A 24,682-nucleotide genomic window follows, 5' to 3' on the forward strand; every position below is an offset into this window, starting at 1 on the left:
ACGCCCGGTTACATTCCGAACCCGGAAGCTAAGCCTTTCAGCGCCGATGGTACTGCAGGGGGGACCCTGTGGGAGAGTAGGACGCCGCCGAACAACCCGCCCTTTTAGCTCAGTCGGTAGAGCGTCTCCATGGTAAGGAGAAGGTCAACGGTTCGATTCCGTTAAAGGGCTCAGAGAAAAGGCCTCCGCCTCATGGCGGGGGCCTTTTTGCGTTCACCGAAGGGACGGAGAGGAAGCCGGCCCCCTCGCGGGGGCCGGCCTGTCCGCTCTCACTGGTGGTGCGGCTCCGGGATGCGGATCGCCAGGATCGCCATGTCGTCGGAGGCGGGCTCCTGGGCGAAGCGTTCCACCGCACGCAGCACCCGGGCGGTGACGGCGCCGGCCGTCAGGCCCGTGCAGGTCCTGAGGACCTCGGTGAGGCCGTCGTCGCCCAGCATCCGGGTGCCCTCCCGGCGCTCCGTCACGCCGTCCGTGACGCACAGCAGGACGTCGCCGGGGTCCAGGGTGACCGTCTGCTCGTACAGCTCCAGGTCGTCCATCACGCCGAGGAGCGGCTGCGGGTCGGCGGCCGGGCGGACCGTGCCGTCCTGGCTCAGCCGGAGCGGCAGCGGGTGACCGGCGCAGACGACCTTCAGGACCGCGGAGCCGTCCTCCTGCGGGCGCATCTCGCCGTACAGGAGGGTGAGGAAGCGGCTGCGGGCGCCCTCGTCGAGGATCGCCGCGTTCAGGCGCTCCAGGACGGCCGGACCGCCGAAGCCCTCGCGGGCCAGCAGCCGCAGGGCGTGCCGCGCCAGGCCGGTCACGGCGGCGGCCTCCGGGCCCGTACCGCAGACGTCGCCGATGGCGAAGCCGTACGCGCCGTCGCGGATGGGGAAGAGGTCGTAGAAGTCGCCGCCGACCTCGTTGCCCTCGCCGGCCGCGCGGTAGATGACGTCGACCTCGACCCCGGGGATGTCGGGGAGGCCGGGCGGCAGCAGGCTGCGCTGGAGGGACTGGCTGATGGCCACGCGCTCCGAGTAGAGACGCGCGTTGTCCAGGGCCAGGGCGGCCCGGCGGGACAGGTCCTCGGCGAGTTCCAGGATCTCCTGGCGGAAGTGGTCGTCGGTCGGCTTTCCGAGGGTGAGCATGCCGATGACGCGGTTGCGGGCGAACAGCGGCAGCACCACGGTCTCGCCGCCGACTGCGGCCGCCGTGGCGAGCGCGCCGTTGATGCCGGAGGACACCGGGCTTCCGGGGTTGTCGAGTTCGCGCACGCTGGCGCTGAGCGCGGAGCGGTGGGCGGCCTCGCCCGGGGCGCTCCAGACGCGGGCGCCGGGCGTGGGCACCGGGTCCGGCGGCGCGATCGAGGACAGCAGGTCCTTGAGGCCGTCGATGAGGTCCTCGTCCTCGTGCAGGACGTAGGACAGGTACGGGTCGGAGGTCTGGTCGGCGATCGTGTAGACGGCGCACCAGGTGGCCAGGGTGGGGACCGTCATCTGGGCCATGAGGGCCAGGGTCTGGTCCCGGTCGAGGGTGCCGGCCAGCAGGTCGGAGGCCTCGACGAGGAAGCTGAGGGAGCCGCGGCGGAGGCGTTCGAGCTCGCCCAGGCGGGCGGACTCGACGGCCAGGGCGATGCGGTCGGCGGCGAACTGGAGGCGCAGGGCCTCCTCGTTGGAGTAGCGGTTGGCGCTCTCGGCGGCGACGCCGAGGGAGCCGGTGAGGCGGCCCTCGACCTTCAGAGGGACCGTCACGACCGAGCGCATGCCGGTGCCTTCGAGGAGCGGTACGGCGCCGGGGACGGCCGCGAGGTCCTCGTGGACGGCCGGCATGCGGGCGGAGCCGTAGCGGCTGGCGCCGGTCTCGACGGGGACGCGGGCGAAGCGCTGACGCGCGGAGGGCAGGCCCGTGGTGGCCCGTACCTCGAGTTCGGTCTCGTCGTCGGTGGCGAGGAGGAGGAAGGCGGAGTCGCCGTCGAGCATGTCGCGGGCGCGTTCCACGGTGCGCTGGAGGAGGCCGTCGAGGTCGTCGGGGGCGGGGGAGCCGATGAAGACCTCGAAGGGGTCGGCCGCGGTACGGCTCTCGGACCCGGATTCGGCCGCCGCGGGGCGCTGCGGCGTCTGCAGGACGGCGCGCTCGTACTCGCGTACGAGGAGGCACACGGTGGACGGCTCGCCCTGGGCGTCGCGGACGCGCAGGTGCGAGGCGTAGACGGGGATGACGCGGCCGTCGGCGCAGCGGATGCCGTAGCTGCCCTCCCAGCGGGAGAGGCGCAGGGCCTCGGCGAGACCGGTGCCGATGCCGGGGGTGTGGGGCCAGGCTGCGAGATCGCCGAGGGGCTTGCCGGTGACCTGCTCGGAGCCGTAGCCGAAGAGTTCCTCGGCGTCCTCGTTCCAGGCGTTGATGGCGCCGTTGCCGTCGATCTGGACGACGGCGACGCGGACCCGGCTCTCGGTGAGGGGGAGCAGCCGGTCGGGCAGCACGGGTCCCGCGGACCGGGTGCCGACGGGGCGTTCGGGGAGGTCGAGGTGGAACCAGACGTGTTTGCGGGTGGGGGTGTAGTCGACGCCCCAGCGGGCGGCGAGCGCCGCGCACAGCAGAAGGCCCCGGCCGTTCTCGCGGTCGGGGCTGCCCATGGTGCGGGCGTGCTGGAGGGGAATCTCACGTTCGGGGTAGCGGTCGGCGACCTCGATGCGGACGCCGTCGTCGCGGCGCAGGCACAGGACGTCGGCGGCGGTGCCGGCGTGGATGACGGCGTTGGTGACGAGTTCGCTGGTCAGGACGACCGCGTCGTCGACGACCTCGGCGTACCCCCAGCCCTGGAGGGTGTCCCGGACGAAGGCTCGGGCGGTCGCGACGGACCGCCCGACGGGTTCGAAACTGGCAGCCGCCCGCGCGGTGATCACTGAACTCCTCGTACGCGTCTCGACGCCCGGCTCTGCCATGGTCGGTCTGCCCCTCCCGCTGTCCGGTGCTGCCTCTTCGCCGTCCCGCCCCCGCCGGGCGGACCGGGGCGGTTGGACAGCCGGATGCCAGGTTACTTACCTTCGCTGTCCCAGCGGATGCCGGTCGCCGCTGTTTCGGTCCCGCGGACGTGGGGACGTTGTGCGAAGCTGCCGAACTGTTATGGCCTGGTTCGGACACGGTGAAACACTGGGCAGGCTGGTGACGAGGACCGATCGGATCGGTCGACCCCTTCGGGAGGGACACGGTGGAGTCTGGCACGACGACGCGACGCGGTGGCGGTTCGCGGGCGAAGGGCGGCGGCCGTTCCCGGGGCGGGGGGACGGTCCAGGTGGACACGGCGGCGCTGCAGCGGCTGCTGGCCGCCTTGGTGTCGATGCGGGACGGGAACTTCCGTAAGAGGCTGACGGTCTCGGGCGACGGGATGATGGCGGAGATCGCCGCCGTCTTCAACGAGGTCGCGGACCGGCAGACGCATCTGACCGGGGAGCTGTCGCGGGTACGCCGGGTGGTGGGCCGCGAGGGCAAGCTCTCGGAGCGGCTGGAGACCGGCGCGGGCGAGGGTGCCTGGGCGTCCGCGGTCGAGGCCGCGAACGCGCTGGTGGACGAGCTGGCGCGGCCCGTGTCCGAGGTGGGGCGGGTGCTGTCCGCGGTGGCCGAGGGTGATCTCGGGCAGCGCATGGAGCTGCGTTCGGAGGGTACGGACGGGGTGACGCGGCCGCTTCGGGGCGAGTTCCTGAAGGTCGCGCGGACCGTCAACAACCTGGTCGACCAGTTGTCGGTGTTCGCCGACGAGGTGACGAGGGTCGCCCTGCAGGTGGGCACGGAGGGCATTCTGGGCGGTCAGGCTCAGGTGCGCGGTATGTCCGGTTCGTGGAAGGACCTCACGGACTCGGTCAACACGATGGCGAACCGGCTGACGGCGCAGGTGCGGGACATCGCGCTGGTCACGACGGCGGTGGCCAACGGCGATCTGTCGCAGAAGGTCACGGCGAACGTGGCCGGCGAGATGCTGGAGCTGAAGAACACCGTCAACCGGATGGTGGACCAGCTGTCCTCGTTCTCCTCCGAGGTGACCCGGGTGGCCCGCGAGGTGGGCACGGAGGGCGAGCTGGGCGGTCAGGCCGAGGTGGCCGGGGTCGCCGGCGTGTGGAAGGACCTCACCGACTCCGTCAACACGATGGCGGGAAATCTCACCAATCAGGTGAGGGGCATCGCGGAGGTCACCACCGCGGTGGCCAACGGCGACCTGTCGCAGAAGGTGCGGGTGTCGGCGCGTGGCGAGATCGCGCAGCTGGCGGACACCATCAACCAGATGACGGAGACGCTGCGGACCTTCGCGGACGAGGTGACCCGCGTCTCGGGCGAGGTCGGCGCGCAGGGCCTGCTGGGCGGTCAGGCCCAGGTGCCGGGTGCCGCCGGTACGTGGAAGGACCTCACGGACTCGGTCAACACCGTATTCCGGAACATCACCACGCAGGTGCGGGACATCGCGCAGGTGACGACGGCGGTGGCCAACGGCGACCTGTCGCAGAAGGTCACCGTGGACGTGGCCGGCGAGATGCTGGAGCTGAAGAACACCGTCAACACGATGGTGGACCAGCTGTCGGCCTTCGGTTCCGAGGTGACCCGCGTGGCGCGGGAGGTGGGCGTCGAGGGTCTGCTGGGCGGTCAGGCCGAGGTGCCCGGCGCGGCCGGTACGTGGAAGGACCTCACGGACTCGGTGAACACGGCGTTCCGCAACCTGACGGGTCAGGTGCGGGACATTGCGCAGGTGACGACGGCCGTGGCCAACGGCGACCTGTCGCAGAAGGTCACGGTCGACGTGGCCGGCGAGATGCTGGAGCTGAAGAACACCGTCAACACGATGGTGTCGCAGCTGTCCTCGTTCGCCGACCAGGTGACGCGGATGGCCCGGGACGTGGGCACCGAGGGCCGGCTGGGCGGCCAGGCGCGGGTGGACGGCGTGTCCGGGCGGTGGCGCGAGCTGACCGACTCGGTGAACTTCATGGCCGGCAACCTGACCTCGCAGGTGCGGCAGATCGCCCAGGTGACGACGGCGGTGGCCCGGGGCGACCTGTCGCAGAAGATCGACGTGGACGCGCGCGGCGAGATCCTGGAGCTGAAGAACACCATCAACACGATGGTCGACCAGCTGTCGGCGTTCGCCGACCAGGTGACCCGGGTGGCCCGTGAGGTGGGCACCGACGGGCGGCTCGGCGGGCAGGCGCAGGTGCCGGGCGTCGCCGGTGTGTGGCGGGACCTCACGGACTCGGTGAACGGCATGGCCGGGAACCTGACGGCCCAGGTGCGCAACATCGCCCAGGTCGCCACCGCGGTGGCCCGGGGCGACCTGTCGCAGAAGATCGACGTGGACGCGCGCGGCGAGATCCTGGAGCTGAAGAACACCCTCAACACGATGGTGGACCAGCTCTCCAGCTTCGCCGACCAGGTGACGCGGGTGGCCCGTGAGGTGGGCACCGAGGGCATCCTGGGCGGTCAGGCCGAGGTGCAGGGGGTCTCCGGCACCTGGAAGGACCTGACCCAGTCGGTGAACTTCATGGCGAACAACCTGACCTTCCAGGTCAGGAACATCGCCGAGGTCACCACGGCGGTCGCGCGCGGCGACCTGTCGAAGAAGATCACCGTCGACGCCAAGGGCGAGATCCTGGAGCTGGTGACGACCGTCAACACGATGGTCGACCAGCTGTCGAACTTCGCCGACGAGGTGACCCGGGTGGCGCGTGAGGTGGGCACCGAGGGCATCCTCGGCGGCCAGGCCCGGGTGCGCGGCGTGACGGGCATCTGGAAGGACCTGAGCGACAACGTCAACCTGATGGCCAACAACCTGACCAGCCAGGTGCGGAACATCTCCCGGGTGTCCTCGGCCGTCGCCAACGGCGACCTGACGAAGAAGGTGACCGTCGAGGCGCGCGGCGAGGTCGCCGAGCTCGCCGACACCGTCAACACGATGGTGACGACGCTGTCCTCGTTCGCCGACGAGGTGACGCGAGTGGCCCGGGAGGTGGGCACCGAGGGCATCCTCGGCGGCCAGGCCCGGGTGCCCGGCGTCTCGGGCACCTGGAAGGACCTGACCGAGTCGGTGAACTCGATGGCCGACAACCTGACCGGTCAGGTGCGGCAGATCGCGGCCGTCACCACCGCCATCGCGAAGGGCGATCTCACCAAGAAGATCGACATCGACGCGCGCGGCGAGATCCAGGAGCTGAAGAGCACCATCAACACGATGGTCGACCAGCTGTCCAACTTCGCCGAGGAGGTCACCCGCGTGGCCCGCGAGGTGGGCACCGACGGACAGCTGGGCGGTCAGGCGCGGGTGCGGGACGTCGAGGGCACCTGGTGGGACCTGACGGAGTCGGTGAACGAGATGGCCGGGAACCTGACCCGTCAGGTGCGTGCCATCGCGGCCGTCGCCACCGCGGTGACCCGCGGCGACCTCAACGTCAAGATCGACGGCGTGGACGCGGCCGGTGAGATCCAGGCCCTGCAGGACAACATCAACACCATGATCGCGAACCTGCGCGACACCACGCTCGCCAACGACGAGCAGGACTGGCTGAAGGGCAACCTGGCCCGGATCTCGGCCCTGATGCAGGGCCGCCGGGACCTCGACGACGTCGCCTCGCTCATCATGAGCGAGCTGACGCCGGTGGTCTCCGCGCAGCACGGCGCCTTCTTCGTGGCGATGCCGACCGGCTCCGCCAACAGCGACACCGAGCCGGTGGGCGAGGGCGAGGGCTCGTACGAGCTGCGGATGCGCGGCAGTTACGGCTACTCGGCCGGCTCCATGCCGACCTCGTTCCGGCCGGGCGAGACGCTCATCGGGACGGCCGCCGAGGAGAAGCGGACCATCCAGGTCAACGTGCCGCCGGGCTATCTCAAGATCTCGTCCGGTCTCGGCGAGGCCTCCCCGGCCCATGTGATCGTGCTGCCCGTGCTGTTCGAGGGCCGGGTGCTCGGCGTGATCGAGCTGGCCTCGTTCCAGCCGTTCACGCAGATCCAGCGGGACTTCCTCAACCAGATCGCCGAGCTGATCGCGACGACCGTCAACACCATCAGCGTCAACACCCGTACGGAGGTGCTGCTCCAGCAGTCGCAGGAGCTCACCGAGCAGCTGCGGGAGCGTTCGGCCGAGCTGGAGCACCGGCAGAAGGAGCTGCAGAACTCCAACGCGGAGCTGGAGGACAAGGCGGAGCTGCTGGCCCGTCAGAACCGGGACATCGAGGTGAAGAACACCGAGATCGAGGAGGCCCGGCAGGTCCTGGAGGAGCGCGCCGAACAGCTCGCCGTCTCCATGCGCTACAAGTCCGAGTTCCTGGCCAACATGTCGCACGAGCTGCGCACCCCGCTCAACTCGCTGCTGATTCTCGCCAAGTTGCTCGCCGACAACGCCGACGCCAACCTGACGCCGAAGCAGGTGGAGTTCGCCGAGACCATCCACGGCGCGGGCTCCGACCTCCTGCAGCTGATCAACGACATCCTCGACCTGTCGAAGGTCGAGGCGGGCAAGATGGACGTCTCGCCCACCCGGATCGCGCTCGTGCAGCTCGTGGACTACGTGGAGGCCACCTTCCGGCCGCTCACCGCGGAGAAGGGGCTCGACTTCTCGGTGCGGGTCTCGCCCGAGCTGCCCGCCACGCTGCACACGGACGAGCAGCGGCTCCTGCAGGTGCTGCGCAACCTGCTGTCGAACGCGGTGAAGTTCACCGACACCGGCGCCGTGGAACTGGTGATCCGGCCGGCCGGCGCGGACGTGCCGCAGTCGATCCGGGAGCAGCTCCTGGAGGCCGGGTCGCTGCGCGATCCGGAGGCCGACATGATCGCCTTCTCGGTCACCGACACCGGCATCGGCATCGCCGCGGGCAAGATGCGGGTGATCTTCGAGGCGTTCAAGCAGGCGGACGGCACGACCAGCCGCAAGTACGGCGGCACGGGTCTCGGCCTGTCGATCAGCCGGGAGATCGCGCGGCTGCTCGGCGGCGAGATCTACGCGGCCAGCGAGCCGGGCCGCGGCTCGACGTTCACGCTGTACCTGCCGCTGAGCCCCGTCGAGCCGGTGCACCCCGGCCAGGGGCACGAGCAGCAGGACCCGGAGGGCCGGGCCGGCTACGAGCTCGAGCCGGCCGACGATCCGGCGCACTTCGCACCCGCACCGGTGCACTCCGAGGCCCGCTCCGGGGGCGGTGCGCTGTTCCGACACCGCCGCAAGAGCGCGGAGCGGCGGGCACAGCTGCCCGGACAGCCCGGGAAGGACGAGACGGCGGCCGGCGAGGAGCGGCCGGAGCCGCATCCGCGTCCGACGTTCTCCTTCGCGGGGGAGAAGGTGCTGATCGTCGACGACGACATCCGCAACGTCTTCGCGCTCACCAGCGTCCTGGAGCAGCACGGTCTCGCGGTGCTGTACGCGGAGAACGGCCGGGAGGGCATCGAGGTCCTGGAGCAGCACGACGACGTGGCGGTGGTGCTGATGGACATCATGATGCCGGAGATGGACGGGTACGCGACGACGAGCGCGATCCGGCGCATGCCGCAGTTCGCCGGGCTGCCGATCGTCGCGCTGACCGCCAAGGCGATGAAGGGCGACCGGGAGAAGGCCATCGAGTCCGGGGCCTCGGACTACGTGACCAAGCCGGTCGACCCCGATCACCTGCTGACGGTGATGGAGCAGTGGATGCGCGGGGAGGGACGCTGACGGCGGCGGCGGGATCTCCGGGTCTCCCGGGATCCCGCCGCCGACCGACCGTCGCCACAGGGGTGTGAGAACCCGCCGGACGGGGAACCTTCTGGTCTCCCACCGCGTTCGACGTACGGGCACGGACCTGCGTGCTCCGTGACAATGCGGTGACAGGGTGTGGCGACGGGCGGGGTGCGGCTACGATGACCGGCACAAGGACGGACGGCGCATGGGAGTCGTCTTCTGGGGCGGCGCCCGGTGCTTCCCCCGGCTCACAGGGCCGGAGCGAACCAGTGCCGGGACGAGGAGGACGGGGCATGGTGCAGAAGGCCAAGATCCTCCTGGTCGATGACCGGCCGGAGAATCTGCTGGCGCTGGAGGCCATTCTCTCCGCGCTCGATCAGACGCTGGTGCGGGCATCGTCCGGGGAGGAAGCGCTCAAGGCGCTGTTGACCGACGACTTCGCGGTCATCCTGCTGGATGTCCAGATGCCCGGGATGGACGGATTCGAGACGGCCGCGCACATCAAGCGGCGCGAGCGGACCCGGGACATCCCGATCATCTTCCTGACCGCCATCAACCACGGACCCCACCACACCTTCCGGGGGTACGCGGCGGGCGCGGTCGACTACATCTCGAAGCCCTTCGACCCCTGGGTGCTGCGCGCGAAGGTCTCCGTCTTCGTCGAGCTGTACATGAAGAACTGCCAGCTCCGCGAGCAGGCGGCGCTGCTCCGGCTCCAGCTGGAGGGCGGCGGCGCGAACGGGCAGAGCAAGGAGTCCGCGGGCCTGCTCGCCGAGCTCTCCGCCCGCCTGGCCGCGGTCGAGGAGCAGGCCGAGGCGCTGTCCAAGCAGCTGGACGACGACTCCGCCGACGCCGCGGCGGTCGCCACCGCCGCGCACCTGGAGCGCAAGCTGACCGGTCTGCGCCGGGCCCTGGACGCCCTGGAGCCGGGAACGGGCGGCGCGCCGAGCCTGCCCGCGCAAAGCTGACGGACGGTCACGGCGCCGGCGCCCGCGGTGAGCGGGCGTCAGTTCCGCGCCATGGCAAGGGCGACACGAACGGGTGAGCGTGTTTCCCGGACGGCACCACCGGTAACCTCAGCATCATGGCCTCACGTACGTCCGGCAAGGGTTCCCAGGGCGCGGCGGGCACCGCGAAGCCGCGGGCCGGCCGTACGACCGGCACCGCGAAGAAGGCGGCGCCCGCCAAGTCCCCCGCCAAGCCTCCCGTGAAGAAGGCGCCGGCCCGGAAGGCCGCGCCCGCCAAGCGGGCGCCCGCGCGCAGGACCGCGGCGAAGAAGCCCGCGCCCCGCCCGGCGCCGTCCCCCACCGGGGGCGTGTACCGGCTCGTGCGAGGTCTCTGGCTCGGGCTGGCCCACGGGGTGGGCGCGATGTTGCGGGGGATAGGGCGGGGAGCCAAGGGCCTCGATCCGGCGCACCGCAAGGACGGGCTCGCGCTGCTGCTGCTCGGCGTCGCGCTGATCGTCGCGGCCGGGACCTGGTCCCATCTGCGGGGGCCCGTCGGCGACCTGGTGGAGATGCTGGTCACCGGCGCCTTCGGCCGCCTCGATCTGCTCGTACCGCTGCTGCTGGGCGCGATCGGCGTCCGGCTGATCCTCTATCCGGAGAAGCCGGAGGCGAACGGGCGGATCGTCATCGGCCTGTCGGCGCTCGTGATCGGCGTGCTGGGGCAGGTCCACATCGCCTGCGGCTCGCCCGGCCGGGGCGACGGCACCGACGCCATGCAGGACGCCGGCGGGCTCATCGGCTGGGCCGCCTCCAAGCCGCTGGTCTTCATGACGGGCGAGGTCCTCGCCGTACCGCTGCTGGTGCTGCTCACGATCTTCGGCCTGCTCGTCGTCACCGCCACGCCCGTCAACGCGATCCCGCAGCGGCTGCGCGCCCTCGGCGTCCGGCTCGGCCTCGTCGAGCCGGCGTACGAGCCCGAGGAGGACGACGCCTACGGCGACGACTGGCGGGAGGACGCGCCGCGGGCCGCCCGCCCCGCACGCCGGCGTGCCCCCGGCCCCGGCGCGGACTTCGACACCGACCGAGCCGAGGCCGCCGCCCTGGAGCGGCGGGGCCGCCGCCGCACCCCGTCCTCGTCCGCCTTCGACACCTCCGGTCCCGACCCGGTCGACGTGGCCGCCGCGGCCGCCGCCGCGCTGGACGGCGCCGTCCTCAACGGCATGCCGCCCTCGCCGCTGGTGGCCGACCTGACCCGGGACCTCACCGCCGACCGGGCGGCCGCCGTCGCCGCCGATGCGGCCGGGGAGGCCCCGGCGACCTCGAAGGGCCCCTCCGCTCCGGTGCCCACCGCCCGGGGCGCGGCCAAGGACCGCTCGGCGGGCGGGGGCGTCCCCGACCTGACGAAGCCCGCGCCCGAGCCCACCGACCTGCCGCCGCGGGCCGAGCAGCTCCAGCTCTCCGGCGACATCACCTACGCGCTGCCCTCCATGGACCTCCTGGAGCGCGGCGGCCCCGGCAAGACCCGCAGCGCCGCCAACGACGCCGTCGTCGAGTCGCTCACCACCGTCTTCGCCGAGTTCAAGGTCGACGCCGCCGTCACCGGCTTCACCCGCGGCCCGACGGTCACCCGCTACGAGGTCGAGCTGGGTCCGGCCGTCAAGGTCGAGAAGATCACCGCGCTCACCAAGAACATCGCGTACGCCGTGGCCAGCCCCGACGTGCGGATCATCTCGCCGATCCCCGGCAAGTCCGCGGTCGGCATCGAGATCCCGAACACCGACCGAGAGATGGTCAACCTGGGCGACGTGCTGCGGCTGGCCGAGGCGGCGGAGGACGACCACCCGATGCTGGTCGCGCTCGGCAAGGACGTCGAGGGCGGCTACGTGATGGCCAACCTGGCGAAGATGCCGCACATCCTGGTGGCCGGCGCCACCGGCTCCGGCAAGTCGTCCTGCATCAACTGCCTGATCACCTCGGTGATGATAAGAGCGACCCCGGAGGACGTCCGGATGGTCCTCGTCGACCCCAAGCGGGTCGAGCTCACCGCGTACGAGGGCATCCCGCACCTGATCACGCCGATCATCACCAACCCCAAGCGGGCCGCCGAGGCCCTGCAGTGGGTCGTGCGCGAGATGGACCTGCGCTACGACGACCTGGCCGCCTTCGGCTTCCGGCACATCGACGACTTCAACCAGGCCATCCGGGACGGCAAGGTGCAGCTGCCGCCGGGCAGCGAGCGCGAGCTCAAGACCTACCCGTACCTCCTGGTGATCGTCGACGAGCTCGCCGACCTGATGATGGTCGCGCCCCGGGACGTCGAGGACGCGATCGTGCGCATCACCCAGCTGGCCCGCGCGGCCGGCATCCATCTGGTGCTCGCCACCCAGCGGCCCTCCGTCGACGTCGTCACCGGTCTGATCAAGGCGAACGTGCCGTCCCGGCTCGCCTTCGCCACCTCCTCGCTCGCCGACAGCCGCGTCATCCTCGACCAGCCCGGCGCCGAGAAGCTGATCGGCAAGGGCGACGGCCTGTTCCTGCCGATGGGCGCGAACAAGCCGACCCGCATGCAGGGCGCCTTCGTCACCGAGCACGAGGTCGCCGCCGTCGTCCAGCACTGCAAGGACCAGATGGCGCCCGTCTTCCGGGACGACGTCACGGTGGGCACCAAGCAGAAGAAGGAGATCGACGAGGAGATCGGCGACGACCTTGACCTGCTGTGCCAGGCCGCCGAGCTGGTCGTCTCGACCCAGTTCGGCTCCACCTCGATGCTCCAGCGCAAGCTGCGCGTGGGCTTCGCCAAGGCCGGCCGGCTGATGGACCTGATGGAGTCGCGCAACATCGTGGGGCCGAGCGAGGGTTCGAAGGCCCGCGACGTGCTGGTCAAACCGGACGAGCTGGACGCGGTGCTCGACGTGATCAGGGGCGGGGGCCCGGCCGCCTGAGCCGGGACCGCCCGGAGCGGCCGTAACGAGACCGGGCCGAGACTCACTCGTAAGGGAACGAGGGCAACCGTTTCCCCTGGGCGTACGTCAAGTTGGAGGGAGGGACAGGACCCTGTCCCAGCCTCATGGCGTACAAAGACGCCCGCCCGGTTGCCCCACCCTTTCGTACCACCCATAGACTGAACATCCAGCAGGTGGCTACACGCTCGAAAGGCGCTCTCGTGTCCATCGGCAACTCCCCCGAATCCCCCGAGGACGACCGGAACTTCCCGGCAGATGACCGGGATTCGATCGGTCGTGCCCTCCAGCAGGCCCGTGTCGCCGCCGGTCTCACCGTCGAAGAGGTCAGCGCCTCCACCCGTGTGCGCATCCCGATCGTGCACGCGATCGAGGAGGACGACTTCTCGCGCTGTGGCGGCGACGTCTACGCCCGCGGGCACATCCGTACCCTCGCGCGCGCCGTGGGGCTCGATCCGGCCACGCTGGTCGAGCAGTACGACGCCGAGCACGGCGGCCGCCCGGCGCCCACGCCGGCCGCTCCGCTGTTCGAGGCGGAACGCATCCGTCCCGAGCCCCGCCGTCCCAACTGGACCGCCGCCATGGTCGCGGCGATCGTCGCCGTCGTCGGCTTCGTCGGCTTCACGATGTTCAACGGGAACGACGTGCGGGGCAACGGCGCGGTCGCCGAGGGACCGGCCCCGGCCGCCACGTCCACCGCCCCCGCCAAGCCCAAGCCGGCCAAGCCCGCCGACCCCAAGCCCGTGCCCTCCGAGAGCGCCATCGCGGCGGTCCCGCAGGACAAGGTCACCGTCAAGCTCACCGCGACCGACGACAAGAGCTGGATCTCGGCCAAGGCCCACGACGGCAAGCTGCTCTTCGACGGCCTGCTGAACGCGGGCGAGTCCAAGACCTTCCAGGACGACGAGCGGATCGATCTCATCCTCGGCAACGCCGGTCCGATCGAGCTGTACGTCAACGGCAGGAAGATCGAGGACTCCTTCGAGTCCGGCCAGGTCGAGCGCCTGTCGTACACCAAGGGCGACCCGCAGGCCGGCTGAGCCCGCCCCGTCTGTGACGTCCGTCGCGCAGGTGAACCCTGCGCGACGGAGGTACGGCCGGGACGAAGTAGTCTTGAGTCCATGCCCGAACGCCGTACCGTCGCCCTTGTCACTCTCGGCTGCGCCCGTAACGAGGTGGACTCGGAGGAGCTCGCAGGCCGCTTGGCAGCGGACGGCTGGGAGCTCGTCGAGAACGCCGAGGACGCAGACGTCGCCGTCGTCAACACCTGCGGCTTCGTCGAAGCCGCCAAGAAGGACTCCGTCGACGCCCTCCTCGAAGCCAATGATCTGAAGGACCACGGCCGCACCCAGGCCGTCGTCGCCGTCGGCTGCATGGCCGAGCGCTACGGCAAGGAGCTCGCCGACGCGCTGCCCGAGGCCGACGGCGTGCTCGGCTTCGACGACTACGCCGACATCTCCGGCCGCCTCCAGACCATCCTGAGCGGCGGCAACGTCGAGGCGCACGCCCCGCGCGACCGGCGCAAGCTGCTCCCGCTGTCCCCCGTGGAGCGCCAGCAGGCGGCTGCCTCGGTGGCCCTGCCCGGCCACGGGGACGCCGCCGTGACGCCCGCCGAGGCCCCCGAGGACGTCCCGGCCGACCTCCCCGAGGGCCTGGCCCCCGCCTCCGGCCCGCGTGCGCCCCTGCGCCGCCGCCTGGACACCAGCCCGGTGGCCTCCGTGAAGCTGGCCTCCGGCTGCGACCGCCGTTGCTCCTTCTGCGCCATCCCGTCCTTCCGCGGCTCCTTCGTCTCGCGCCGTCCCTCGGACGTGCTGAACGAGACCCGCTGGCTCGCCGAGCAGGGGGTGAAGGAGGTCATGCTGGTCTCCGAGAACAACACCTCGTACGGCAAGGACCTCGGCGACATCCGCCTCCTGGAGAGCCTGCTCCCCGACCTCGCGGCCGTCGACGGCATCGAGCGGGTCCGGGTGAGCTACCTGCAGCCCGCCGAGATGCGCCCCGGCCTGATCGACGTGCTGACCTCGACCGACAAGGTCGTCCCGTACTTCGACCTGTCCTTCCAGCACAGCGCCCCGGACGTGCTGCGGGCCATGCGCCGCTTCGGCGACACCGACCGCTTCCTGGAGCTGCTGGAGACCATCCGCACCAAGGCCCCGACCGCCGGTGCCCGCTCCAACTTCATCGTCGGCTTCCCCGGCGAGACCGACGCGGACTTCGCCGAGCTGGAACGCTTCGTCACCCACGCCCGCCTCGACGCCATCGGCGTCTTCGGCTACTCGGACGAGGACGGCACCGAGGCCGCCACGTACGAGCACAAGCTCCCGCAGGACGTGGTGGACGAGCGCCTCGCCCACCTGTCCCGGCTCGCCGAGGAGCTCACCGCCCAGCGCGCGGAGGAGCGGATCGGCGAGACCCTGGAAGTACTGGTCGAGTCCTTCGACGAGGACGAGGACGGCTGGATCGGCCGGGCCGCCCACCAGGCGCCCGAGACCGACGGCCAGGTGATCGTCCCGGCGGACTCGGCCGAGGGCCTCGGCCTGGCCCCGGGCCGCATGGTCAGCGCCAAGGTCGTCGACACCGAGGGCGTCGACCTCGTCGCCGAGTGTCTTTTCGAGGAGGCGGGCAGATGACCGGAGTCCCGGCATCCGCGACGGGCGGGACCGGTAGGCCGGCGCCTCGCGGCAAGCTGGGCACTGCGGCCGTCAATCAGGCCAGCCTGTGGAACATCGCGAACATCCTCACCATGCTCCGGCTCGTGCTCGTGCCCGGCTTCGTGGTGCTGCTGCTCCAGGACGGCGGGCACGACCCGGCCTGGCGCGCCTGGGCGTGGGCCGCCTTCGCCGTCGCCATGATCACGGACGTCTTCGACGGGCACCTGGCGCGGGCGTACAACCTGGTCACCGACTTCGGGAAGATCGCCGACCCGATCGCCGACAAGGCGATCATGGCGGCCGGCCTGATCAGCCTGTCCGCGCTCGGCGACCTGCCGTGGTGGGTGACGGGAGTGATCCTCGCCCGTGAGCTCGGGATCACCTTGATGCGCTTCTGGGTGATCCGGCACGGGGTCATTCCGGCCAGTCGTGGCGGCAAGATCAAGACACTCGCGCAGGGGACGGCGGTGGGCATGTACGTGCTGATGCTCACCGGTCCACTCGCCACGTTGCGCTTCTGGGTGATGGCGGTGGCCGTCGTGCTGACGGTCGTCACCGGTCTGGACTATGTGCGACAGGCCGTCGTCCTGAGGCGCCAGGGGCTCGCGGCGGAGCGCGCGGCCGCGAACGGAACGGACCGCGCGGAGGCGGACGGACGATGAGCGAGGCCGCCCGGGTGCTGGAGCTGCTCGCGGAGCGTGGTCACACGCTGGCGGTGGCGGAGTCCCTCACCGGCGGTCTCGTGGCCGCTGAGCTGACCGGCGTGCCCGGAGCCTCGAAGACCTTCCGCGGCTCCGTCACGGCCTACGCCACGCCCCTGAAGGAGCAGCTGCTCGGGGTGGACGGCACCCTGCTGGCCGAGCGCGGCGCGGTCGACCCGGAGGTCGCCCTGCAGATGGCGGCGGGTGTCCGGGGGGTCCTCGGGGCCGACTGGGGCGTCGCGACGACCGGGGTCGCCGGACCCGATCCGCAGGACGGCCGGCCGGTGGGGACCGTGTACGTGGCCGTCGCCGGTCCCGCGGGGGGCGCTGCGGGGGCCGGGAAGGTGGCCGCGTTGAGGTTGAACGGCGACCGAGCGGAAATCCGTAGAGAGAGTGTACGGAGCGTGCTCGAATTGCTGGGTGAGGTGCTCGTCGGCGAACACTCGGAAAATGCGCGGGCACAGGATACGGAACAGAACGGGGGAGATTGATGTTTGCAGCCATGAGTGAACACGACATCGCTCCCCGCACGGCCGCGGCGCGAGGCGGTACGGTGGGGCGTGAAGGATGCGGCTACGCGGTCCGAGGAGGGAGCCACCGATGATTCTGCTCCGTCGCCTGCTGGGTGACGTGCTGCGTCGGCAGCGCCAGCGCCAGGGCCGTACTCTGCGCGAAGTCTCCTCGTCCGCCCGAGTCTCACTCGGCTATCTCTCCGAGGTGGAGCGGGGGCAGAAGGAGGCTTCCTCCGAGCTGCTCTCCGCGATCTGCGACGCGCTGGACGTACGGATGTCCGAGCTCATGCGTGAAGTGAGCGACGAGCTGTCACTGGCCGAACTGGCCGAGTCGGCAGCGGCGAGCGAACCGGTGCCGGCGCCGGTGCGACCGATGCTGAATTCGGTGTCGGTGACGTCGGTGGGCGGTGTGCCCACCGAGCGGGTGACCATCAAGGCGCCCGCGGAAGCGGTGAATGTCGTCGCCGCCTGAGAACGATCCGGGTGAAGCCCCGGTCGACGCCCCGCAAGGAGCGCCGGCCGGGGCTTTTCCTTGGCCCACGGCTGCTGTGTGCGGTGCCGTCGGCGGGCCGGTCCGAGGGCCGTCCTCGGGGCCGTTTTCCGGTTGCCGGCCTGGGCGAGGGCCGGGCGGGCGTCTCGGTGGCCTCGGTGCCGCTTCGGGCCGCTTCGGTGCGGAGAGGGCCTCGGTCCCGGCTCCGGGTGGGTCCGTTTGAGATGCCGGATTCGGGCGAGACGTGCATCGTGGGGGAACGAACGACTGTTTGGAGATCTCGCATGTCCGTGGTGAAGAGCCCGCTGTCCGAGGCCGACCTGAAGACGGTCGGAGGCGCCCTGCAGGGGGCGCTGGTCGATCTGGTCGATCTCGCCCTGGTGGCCAAGCAGGTGCACTGGAACGTGGTCGGCCCGCGCTTCCGCTCGGTCCACCTCCAGCTCGACGAGGTCGTCACCACCGCCCGTACGCACTCCGACACCGTGGCCGAACGCGCCTCCGCGCTCGGAGTGAACCCGGACGGCCGTGCGTCGACGGTGGCGTCCGGCAGCGCCATCGGCCCCGTCCCCGAGGGCTGGATCAAGGACGAGGAGGCCGTACGGATCCTCGTGGACGCGCTCGGGGCGGTCGTCGCGCGGATGCGTGAGCGCATCGACGTGACGGGTGATCCGGACCCGGTGAGCCAGGACCTTCTGATCGCGCTCACGGCCGACCTCGAGAAGCACAGCTGGATGTACCAGGCGGAGAGTGCCTGACCATGGCGGAGTGCCGGACGAGTGCGGAGCTGACCGAGATACGCGTGATGTGCGCCCGGTCTGCCCCTTGTGCGCCCTCCCGCCGGGTGATCCTGCCCGGCTAGCGTCGACCGGAGGAGGCGGCCATGGTAGGGCGACGGGTTCCGCTGGTGACGCTCATGCTGGTCGTGGCCGGACTGGTGATCGGCGGGCTCTGGTGGTGGGCGGTGCTGCGCCTGCTGCTGGCGCCGGGGGAGACGGGACCGGTCGAGGGGGCGGTGGCCGCGGGCGGGTGGGGGCTGAGCCTGTTGCCCGTGCACGTGGCCGCCTCCACTGCGCGGCGCGGCGGTGCGTCGCGCCGCATCGCCGGCCTGGTCACCAGGGCATGGCCACCCCGCCGTTGGGGCGGAGGATCTGACCCGTCGTGAACGACGAGGCGTCGCATGCCAGATGGAGCACCGCGTGGGCGACGTCCGCCGGCTCGCCGACCCGGCCGAGCGGGGACACGCGCACCATCGCGGCCTCGGCCTGCTCCTGGGCGGCGGGCTCGTGGCGGTCCGTCATGGGGGTGCGGATCCAGCCCGGCGCGACCGCGTTGACCCGGATGCCGTGCCCGCCGACCTCCGCGGCCAGGGTCTTGGTCAGCTGGACGACGGCGGCCTTGGCGACGCTGTAGCAGAGCAGGCCCGGGCTCGCGGCGTCCATCGCGCCCGAGGCCATGGTGACGATGGAGCCGGGCACACCGGCGTCGATCATCGAGCGGGCGGCCTCCTGACAGGCGTGGAGCACCCCCGTGAAGTTCACCGCGAGGACCCGGTCGAGGTCCTCGTCGCGGGTCTCCAGGACCGTGCTGGTGTGCATGATCCCGGCGACGGCCGCCATCACGTGGAGCGGTCCCGCGGCGCGGACGGCGGCGGCGAGGGCGGCCCGGTCGGTGACGTCGAGAGGATGGGCGTGCGCCGTGCCGCCGCGGCTGGCGATCAGGGCCACGGTCTCCTTGAGGCCGGACTCGTCGCGGTCCGCGCAGTGCACGCTCGCCCCGGCCTCGGCGAGGAGGACGGCGGTCGCGCGGCCGATGCCGCTCGCTGCGCCGGTGACGAAGGCGGTGCGGCCGGTGAGGTCGTACGCGGTGAGGACCATGCCCGGACCGTACGACTGAATCTGACGGCCCGTCAATTGTTGTGCCGACAGCTTCCCGGCGACCGGCTTCCGGCGCGGGGTGACGCGACCGGCTCCCTGGTCCGGGGGCGTGGCCGGGTGGCGTGACCGGGTTCCGTAGCGGCTCGCGTGGTCGGCTGCCGTGACCGGCTCGCGTAACCGGGTCCGTACCGGCCGCGGGCCGGCATTCGTGATCCGGTCCCGTGCCGGGGACTCATCCGCCGGCCGGCTCCTGCCGCCGCGAGCCCTTCTGGCAGGCGGGGCACCAGTACGTCACGCGGTCGCCCAGCTCGGCCTTGCGGATCGCGGCGCCGCAGCGCGGGCAGGGTCGCCCCTCGCGACCGTAGACGTAGAGGCGCCCGCCGGTACGCCCCGTCGTGGTCGTGCGGCGGTCGGGGCGCTCCTTGTTCGCCTCCAGCAGCCGGTGCGCGGTCGCCACCAGACGCTCCGGGACGCCCTCGGCGAGCTCGCCGACCGGCAGCCAGGGAGTGACGGCGGCCAGGAAGGCCAGCTCGGACTTGTAGACGTTGCCGATCCCCGCGAGATTCCGCTGGTCGAGCAGCGCCTCGCCGAGGGTCCGCGCGGGGTCGGCCGCCAGCCGGCGCACGGCCTCCTCCGGGTCCCAGTCCGGACCCAGCAGATCGGGGCCGAGGTGCCCGACCGCCTTCGACTCCTCCGCCGTGCGGATCAGCTCCAGAACGGGCAGGCGGTAGCCGTACGCCGTGAACTCGGCGTTCCCGAGGATCGCCCGGATCTGGTGGGCGGGCCCGCCGTGCGGGCGCTCCCCGGTGGCGTACACCCGCCAGGAGCCGTCCATCCGCAGGTGCGAGTGGAGCGTGAGCCCGCCCTCGATCCGGGTCAGGAGGTGCTTGCCGCGCGGGGTGACGTCCAGGACGTGGCGCCCGGTCAGATCGGCGGTCGCGAAGCGGGGCACCCGCAGGTCGGAGCGGGTGAGCACCCGCCCGGCGAGCGCCGCGTCGAGCCGGTGGGCCGCGTACCAGACGGTGTCTCCTTCGGGCATGAGGCCATCATGCCCGCGCGTGGGCCGGGACCTGCGCCGCCGGCGTCTCGGGGCCGCCTCCCGGCCCGTCCGCTGCGGCCGGCGCCGAGGCGCGCACGTCCTTCCGGTGCCGGGGCGCGCGTCCTTGCGGTGCCGGGGCGCCTGCCGCTGTGGCGCCTGCGGTGCTTCAGGCGCGGAGACGGAGGCCGCGAGGTGTGGCGTGGAAACCCGCCGTCTCCAGGGGAGGGCCGAAGGGGGAGGTGAGGGCGGTCGCGCCGTTGATCCGCTCCACCGTGACCGTGCCGAGCGAACCCGCCGACGCCGCTGCCGCCAGGGCCTCGGCCGCCGCCTGCAGCGCCGGGGAGTCCGCCTCGGCGGGCCAGCAGAGCAGCGTCTTGCCGCCGCGCTCCATGTAGAGCGTCAGCTCGCCGTCCACCAGGACGACCATCGCGCCCGCCTTGCGTCCCGGCTTGTGGCCCGCGCCCGTCGGCGGCTCCGGCCAGGACAGGGCGGCCCCGTACGCGTTCGCCGGGTCGGCCGCCGCCAGGACGACCGCGCGGGGGCCCGTCCCCTCCTCGACGCCGCGGTCCCGGGCGTTCGCGGCCGCCCGGAGCCGGTCCACGGCCCCGTCCATGGCGAACTGGGCGGCGCCCAGACCCTCCACCACATAGCCGCGGCGGGCCTGGCCGCTGTCCTCGAAGGCCGACAGGATCCGGTACGTCGCCGAGAAGCCGCCCTCCACGCCCTCGGCGGCGACCGCGCCCCGGGTGACCACCCCGTGCCGGTCGAGGAGGGTCCGTGCCAGGGCGTGCGCCCGGTGGGTCGGCTCCGGCTCCTGCGGGGGCAGCAGAGCCCAGCGGCCGCTCACCGTGGGCGGGCCCGTGCGGGAGGCCGTACGGGACGCGGCGCTCAGCGTTCCGTACCGGCCGCGCGGGACCGAACGCCGGGCGCGGTGCGCCGTGGAGCCGGCGGTGCGGCCCGAGCCCAGCAGGGAGCGCAGCGGGGCCAGGGTGTCGTTGGTGAGCCGTCCCGACCAGGCCAGGTCCCACAGGGCGTCGGCGAGCTGCGGCTCGGTCGCGTCCGGGTGGGTGGTGGCCCGCACCTGGTCGGCGATCTGGCGGAAGAACAGACCGTAGCCGCCGGAGAGCGTCGTCAGGACGGACTCGTGGAGCCCGGTGAGCTCCAGCGGGTGCGGCGGCGGCAGGAGCAGCGGCGCCGCGTCGGCGAGATAGAGCGAGACCCAGCCGTCCTTGCCGGGCAGCGCGCCGGCGCCCGCCCAGATCACCTCGCCGGTCGTCGTCAGCTCGTCGAGGAGCGCCGGCGAGTAGTCCCGCACGCGGGACGGCAGGATCAGCTTCTCCAGGGCCGAGGCCGGCACCGGCGCGCCCTGCAGCTGCTCGATCGCGCGGGCCAGGCCGTCGATGCCGCGCAGGCTGTTGTTCCCCAGGTGCTGCCACTGGGGGAGGAACGTGGCCAGCGCGGCCGGGGGCACCGGCTCCAGCTCGTGCCGCAGGGCCGCCAGGGAACGGCGGCGCAGCCGGCGCAGGACGGCGGCGTCGCACCACTCCTGGCCGATCCCGGAGGGATGGAACTCGCCCTGGACCACCCGGCCGGCGGCGGCGAGCCGCTGGAGGGCGCCGTCCGTGACCGCGGAGCCCAGTCCGAAGCGGGCGGCGGCCTGCGAGGAGGTGAACGGGCCGTGCGTACGGGCGTGGCGCGCGAGGAGGTCGCCCAGCGGGTCCTTCACCGGCTCCGTGAACGCCTCCGGCACGCCCACCGGCAGCGCCGTGCCCAGCGCGTCCCGCAGCCGGCCGGCGTCCTCGATCGCCGCCCAGTGCTCCGCCCCCGCGATCCGCACCCGGATCGCCCGCCGGGCCCGGGACAGCTCCTGGACCCAGTCGGCCTTGGCACCCCGCTCGGCCAGCTCCGCGTCGGTCAGCGGTCCGAGCACCCGCAGCAGGTCGGCGACGCCCTCCCCGTCCTTGACGCGCCGGTCCTCGGTCAGCCACTGGAGCTCCCGCTCCAGCTCGGCGAGCACGTCCGCGTCGAGCAGCTCCCGCAGCTCCGCCTGGCCGAGGAGCTCCGCGAGCAGCCGCGAGTCCAGGGAGAGCGCAGCCGCCCGGCGCTCGGCGAGCGGTGAGTCCCCCTCGTACAGGAACTGGGCGACGTAGCCGAAGAGCAGGGAGCGGGCGAAGGGGGACGGCTCCGGGGTGGTGACCTCCACCAGGCGCACCCGGCGGGACTCCAGGTCTCCCATCAGCTCCCGCAGACCGGGGACGTCGAAGACGTCCTGGAGACACTCGCGGACCGCCTCCAGGACGATCGGGAAGGAGCCGAACTCGCTCGCCACCTGGAGCAGCTGCGCCGCGCGCTGCCGCTGCTGCCACAAAGGGGTGCGCTTGCCGGGATTGCGCTTGGGCAGCAGCAGGGCGCGTGCCGCGCACTCCCGGAACCGGGAGGCGAACAGCGCGGAGCCGCCGACCTGGTCGGTGACGATCTGCTCGATCTCGCCCTTGTCGAAGGCGACGTCGGCCGCGCCGACGGGCGCCTGCTCGCTGTCGAAGGCGGTGTCGGACAGGCGTCCCGGGTCCACCGGCTCGCTGTCCAGCAGGTCGAGACCCATCAGATCCGCGTCGGGCAGGCGCAGCACGATGCCGTCGTCGGCATGCATGACCTGCGCGTCCATCCCGTACCGCTCGGCCAGCCGGGCGCCGAGGGCCAGCGCCCACGGGGCGTGCACCTGCGCCCCGAACGGGGAGTGGATGACGACCCGCCAGTCGCCCAGCTCGTCGCGGAAGCGCTCCACCAGGATCGTCCGGTCGTCCGGCACATGCCCGCAGGCCTCGCGCTGCTCGGCGAGATAGGCGATCACGTTGTCCGCCGCCCAGGCGTCCAGCCCGGCGGCGAAAAGCCGCAGCCGGGCGTCGTCGGGCGCCAGGGCACCGACCTCGCGCAGGAAGGCGCCCACCGCGCGGCCCAGTTCGAGCGGGCGGCCCAGCTGGTCGCCCTTCCAGAAGGGCAGCCGCCCCGGCACGCCCGGCGCGGGCGAGACCAGCACCCGGTCGCGGGTGATGTCCTCGATGCGCCAGGACGTCGTGCCCAGCGTGAAGACGTCGCCGACCCGCGACTCGTACACCATCTCCTCGTCGAGCTCGCCGACCCGGCCGCCGCCCTTCTTGGGGTCGGCGCCCGCCAGGAACACCCCGAAGAGCCCCCGGTCGGGGATCGTGCCGCCCGAGGTGACCGCGAGCCGCTGGGCGCCCGGCCGGCCGGTGACCGTCCCCGCGACCCGGTCCCACACCACCCGCGGCCGCAGCTCCGCGAACGCGTCCGAGGGATAGCGCCCGGCCAGCATGTCCAGGACCGCGGTGAACGCCGACTCGGGCAGCGCCGCGAACGGCGCCGCCCGGCGGACCGTCGCCAGCAGGTCGTCCACCTGCCAGCTGTCCAGGGCGACCATCGCCACCAGTTGCTGGGCGAGCACGTCCAGCGGATTCGCCGGGACCCGCAGGGACTCGATGGAGCCGCTGCGCATCCGCTCGGTCACCACGGCCGACTGCACCAGGTCGCCCCGGTACTTCGGGAAGACGACACCCGTGGAGACCGCCCCCACCTGGTGCCCCGCGCGGCCCACCCGCTGGAGCCCGGAGGCCACCGAGGGCGGCGACTCGACCTGGACGACCAGGTCCACCGCGCCCATGTCGATGCCCAGCTCCAGGCTGGACGTGGCCACCACGGCCGGCAGCCGGCCCGCCTTCAGGTCCTCCTCGACCTGGGCGCGCTGCTCCTTGGACACCGAGCCGTGGTGCGCGCGGGCGAGCAGCGCCGGCGCGCCCCGCGCCGCGCCCGACTGGGCCATGATCTCGGCCGGCGGAGACCCCTCGGGCATGGTCTCGCCGGTGGCCCGCTCGTAGGCGATCTCGTTCAGCCGGTTGCACAGGCGCTCGGCCAGGCGGCGCGAGTTGGCGAAGACGATCGTCGAGCGGTGCGCCTGCACCAGGTCCGTGATCCGCTCCTCCACCTGCGGCCAGATGGAGGGCCGCTCGCCGCCCTCGGACGCCTCGGCCGCGGGGGAGCCCCCGAGCTCGCCCATGTCCTCGACGGGGACGACCACGGAGAGGTCGAACTCCTTGCCGGACGGCGGCTGGACGATCTCCACCCTGCGCTGCGGCGACAGATAGCGGGCGACCTCCTCCACCGGCCGCACCGTCGCCGACAGGCCGATCCGCCGGGCGGGGCGGGGCAGCAGCTCGTCGAGCCGCTCCAGGGAGAGCGCCAGATGCGCGCCGCGCTTGGTGCCGGCGACCGCGTGCACCTCGTCCAGGATGACCGTCTCCACGCCCGCGAGGGCGTCGCGCGCGGCCGACGTCAGCATCAGGAACAGCGACTCGGGGGTGGTGATCAGGATGTCCGGCGGCCGGGTCGCGAGCGCCCGCCGCTCGGCGGGCGGGGTGTCGCCCGACCGGATGCCCACCTTCACGTCCGGCTCGGGCAGGCCGAGCCGGACCGATTCCTGGCGGATGCCGGTCAGCGGGGAGCGCAGATTGCGCTCGACATCGACGGCGAGCGCCTTCAGCGGCGACACGTACAGCACCCGGCAGCGCTTCCGCGCGTCGGCGGGCGGGGGAGCGGCAGCGAGCCGGTCGAGGGAGGCGAGGAACGCGGCGAGCGTCTTGCCCGAACCGGTCGGGGCGACCACGAGCACGTCCGCGCCCGCCCCGATGGCCTGCCAGGCGCCTTCCTGCGCCGCGGTGGGCGCGGTGAAGGCTCCCGTGAACCAGCCGCGGGTCGCGGGCGAGAACGAGTCGAGTGCGGACCTGACCATGCCCCCCATCGTGCACCCCACCACTGACAACCGCTCGGACCTGGG

The 24,682-nt window shown here is 72.4% G+C and carries 14 protein-coding genes, 1 tRNA gene and 1 rRNA gene; 12 read left to right on the forward strand and 4 right to left on the reverse strand.

The annotated features are described in order from the left end of the window. Together rrf and ACGF1Z_RS25885 are read left to right on the forward strand one after the other, a co-directional pair. A 5S ribosomal RNA gene (gene rrf, locus ACGF1Z_RS25880) occupies positions 1-93 on the forward strand; the annotation flags it as partial. Positions 94-98: 5 nt separating this feature from the next. Then, a tRNA-Thr gene (locus ACGF1Z_RS25885) sits at positions 99-171 on the forward strand. Between the two features lie 98 nt (positions 172-269). Here ACGF1Z_RS25885 and ACGF1Z_RS25890 read toward each other — a convergent pair. After that, positions 270-2,921: a SpoIIE family protein phosphatase gene (locus ACGF1Z_RS25890; protein WP_393007888.1), complete on the reverse strand. Its 2,652-nt coding sequence runs from the start codon at positions 2,919-2,921 to the stop codon at positions 270-272. Positions 2,922-3,187: 266 nt separating this feature from the next. Between ACGF1Z_RS25890 and ACGF1Z_RS25895 the strand changes: the two genes are divergently transcribed. The 10 genes from ACGF1Z_RS25895 to ACGF1Z_RS25940 all read left to right on the forward strand — a co-directional run bounded on the left by ACGF1Z_RS25895 (position 3,188) and on the right by ACGF1Z_RS25940 (position 18,082). Beyond that, positions 3,188-8,653, forward strand: coding sequence for a HAMP domain-containing protein (locus tag ACGF1Z_RS25895; RefSeq protein WP_393007890.1), 5,466 nt, complete (start codon positions 3,188-3,190; stop codon positions 8,651-8,653). A gap of 299 nt (positions 8,654-8,952) precedes the next feature. Then, positions 8,953-9,627 (forward strand): two-component system response regulator, encoded by a 675-nt coding sequence (locus tag ACGF1Z_RS25900; protein ID WP_389758274.1) that lies wholly within the window; start codon positions 8,953-8,955, stop codon positions 9,625-9,627. Positions 9,628-9,743: 116 nt separating this feature from the next. Further along, positions 9,744-12,548 (forward strand): DNA translocase FtsK, encoded by a 2,805-nt coding sequence (locus ACGF1Z_RS25905; protein WP_393007893.1) that lies wholly within the window; start codon positions 9,744-9,746, stop codon positions 12,546-12,548. Between the two features lie 221 nt (positions 12,549-12,769). Continuing rightward, entirely contained in the window at positions 12,770-13,606 is an 837-nt protein-coding gene (locus ACGF1Z_RS25910) for a helix-turn-helix domain-containing protein (protein ID WP_393007895.1), read from the forward strand. Between the two features lie 81 nt (positions 13,607-13,687). Further along, the gene (gene rimO / locus ACGF1Z_RS25915; protein WP_393007897.1) at positions 13,688-15,196 is read left to right on the forward strand and encodes a 30S ribosomal protein S12 methylthiotransferase RimO; all 1,509 of its coding nucleotides are present in this window, start codon (positions 13,688-13,690) and stop codon (positions 15,194-15,196) included. Next, positions 15,193-15,879: a CDP-diacylglycerol--glycerol-3-phosphate 3-phosphatidyltransferase gene (gene pgsA, locus ACGF1Z_RS25920; protein WP_393007899.1), complete on the forward strand. Its 687-nt coding sequence runs from the start codon at positions 15,193-15,195 to the stop codon at positions 15,877-15,879. The genes rimO and pgsA overlap by 4 nt, the downstream gene beginning before the upstream one ends. Continuing rightward, positions 15,876-16,409 (forward strand): CinA family protein, encoded by a 534-nt coding sequence (locus ACGF1Z_RS25925; protein ID WP_393007901.1) that lies wholly within the window; start codon positions 15,876-15,878, stop codon positions 16,407-16,409. Before pgsA ends, ACGF1Z_RS25925 begins: the two co-directional genes overlap by 4 nt. A gap of 109 nt (positions 16,410-16,518) precedes the next feature. Beyond that, positions 16,519-16,902 (forward strand): helix-turn-helix domain-containing protein, encoded by a 384-nt coding sequence (locus ACGF1Z_RS25930; protein WP_393007903.1) that lies wholly within the window; start codon positions 16,519-16,521, stop codon positions 16,900-16,902. A 302-nt stretch (positions 16,903-17,204) separates the two neighbouring features. After that, positions 17,205-17,675 (forward strand): Dps family protein, encoded by a 471-nt coding sequence (locus ACGF1Z_RS25935; protein WP_393007905.1) that lies wholly within the window; start codon positions 17,205-17,207, stop codon positions 17,673-17,675. Between the two features lie 125 nt (positions 17,676-17,800). Continuing rightward, complete coding sequence (locus ACGF1Z_RS25940; RefSeq protein ID WP_393007907.1) at positions 17,801-18,082, forward strand: hypothetical protein; 282 nt, start codon at positions 17,801-17,803, stop codon at positions 18,080-18,082. Here ACGF1Z_RS25940 and ACGF1Z_RS25945 read toward each other — a convergent pair. From ACGF1Z_RS25945 to ACGF1Z_RS25955, 3 genes are all read right to left on the reverse strand, one after another. Then, the gene (locus tag ACGF1Z_RS25945) at positions 18,030-18,794 is read right to left on the reverse strand and encodes an SDR family NAD(P)-dependent oxidoreductase (RefSeq protein WP_393007909.1); all 765 of its coding nucleotides are present in this window, start codon (positions 18,792-18,794) and stop codon (positions 18,030-18,032) included. The genes ACGF1Z_RS25940 and ACGF1Z_RS25945 overlap by 53 nt on opposite strands. A 232-nt stretch (positions 18,795-19,026) precedes the next feature. Beyond that, positions 19,027-19,833 carry an Fpg/Nei family DNA glycosylase gene (locus ACGF1Z_RS25950; RefSeq protein ID WP_393007911.1) on the reverse strand — a complete coding sequence of 269 codons (807 nt, stop codon included), beginning with the start codon at positions 19,831-19,833 and terminating at the stop codon, positions 19,027-19,029. A 166-nt stretch (positions 19,834-19,999) separates the two neighbouring features. Next, positions 20,000-24,637 (reverse strand): ATP-dependent helicase, encoded by a 4,638-nt coding sequence (locus tag ACGF1Z_RS25955; RefSeq protein WP_393007913.1) that lies wholly within the window; start codon positions 24,635-24,637, stop codon positions 20,000-20,002. Positions 24,638-24,682: the final 45 nt, after the last annotated feature.

The sequence above is a fragment of the Streptomyces sp. NPDC048018 genome, assembly GCF_043202995.1.
Taxonomy (GTDB): Bacteria; Actinomycetota; Actinomycetes; order Streptomycetales; family Streptomycetaceae; genus Streptomyces.

What these genes read in the sequence shown, in the direction of transcription:
- ACGF1Z_RS25940 (WP_393007907.1), top strand. Translation starts at nt 17,801, where the DNA reads ATGGTAGGGCGACGGGTTCCGCTGGTGACGCTCATGCTGGTCGTGGCC.
- ACGF1Z_RS25935 (WP_393007905.1), top strand. Translation starts at nt 17,205, where the DNA reads ATGTCCGTGGTGAAGAGCCCGCTGTCCGAGGCCGACCTGAAGACGGTC.
- ACGF1Z_RS25955 (WP_393007913.1), bottom strand. Translation starts at nt 24,637, where the DNA reads ATGGTCAGGTCCGCACTCGACTCGTTCTCGCCCGCGACCCGCGGCTGG.
- ACGF1Z_RS25950 (WP_393007911.1), bottom strand. Translation starts at nt 19,833, where the DNA reads ATGCCCGAAGGAGACACCGTCTGGTACGCGGCCCACCGGCTCGACGCG.
- ACGF1Z_RS25930 (WP_393007903.1), top strand. Translation starts at nt 16,519, where the DNA reads ATGATTCTGCTCCGTCGCCTGCTGGGTGACGTGCTGCGTCGGCAGCGC.
- ACGF1Z_RS25890 (WP_393007888.1), bottom strand. Translation starts at nt 2,921, where the DNA reads ATGGCAGAGCCGGGCGTCGAGACGCGTACGAGGAGTTCAGTGATCACC.
- pgsA (WP_393007899.1), top strand. Translation starts at nt 15,193, where the DNA reads ATGACCGGAGTCCCGGCATCCGCGACGGGCGGGACCGGTAGGCCGGCG.
- ACGF1Z_RS25925 (WP_393007901.1), top strand. Translation starts at nt 15,876, where the DNA reads ATGAGCGAGGCCGCCCGGGTGCTGGAGCTGCTCGCGGAGCGTGGTCAC.
- rimO (WP_393007897.1), top strand. Translation starts at nt 13,688, where the DNA reads ATGCCCGAACGCCGTACCGTCGCCCTTGTCACTCTCGGCTGCGCCCGT.
- ACGF1Z_RS25945 (WP_393007909.1), bottom strand. Translation starts at nt 18,794, where the DNA reads ATGGTCCTCACCGCGTACGACCTCACCGGCCGCACCGCCTTCGTCACC.
- ACGF1Z_RS25900 (WP_389758274.1), top strand. Translation starts at nt 8,953, where the DNA reads ATGGTGCAGAAGGCCAAGATCCTCCTGGTCGATGACCGGCCGGAGAAT.
- ACGF1Z_RS25905 (WP_393007893.1), top strand. Translation starts at nt 9,744, where the DNA reads ATGGCCTCACGTACGTCCGGCAAGGGTTCCCAGGGCGCGGCGGGCACC.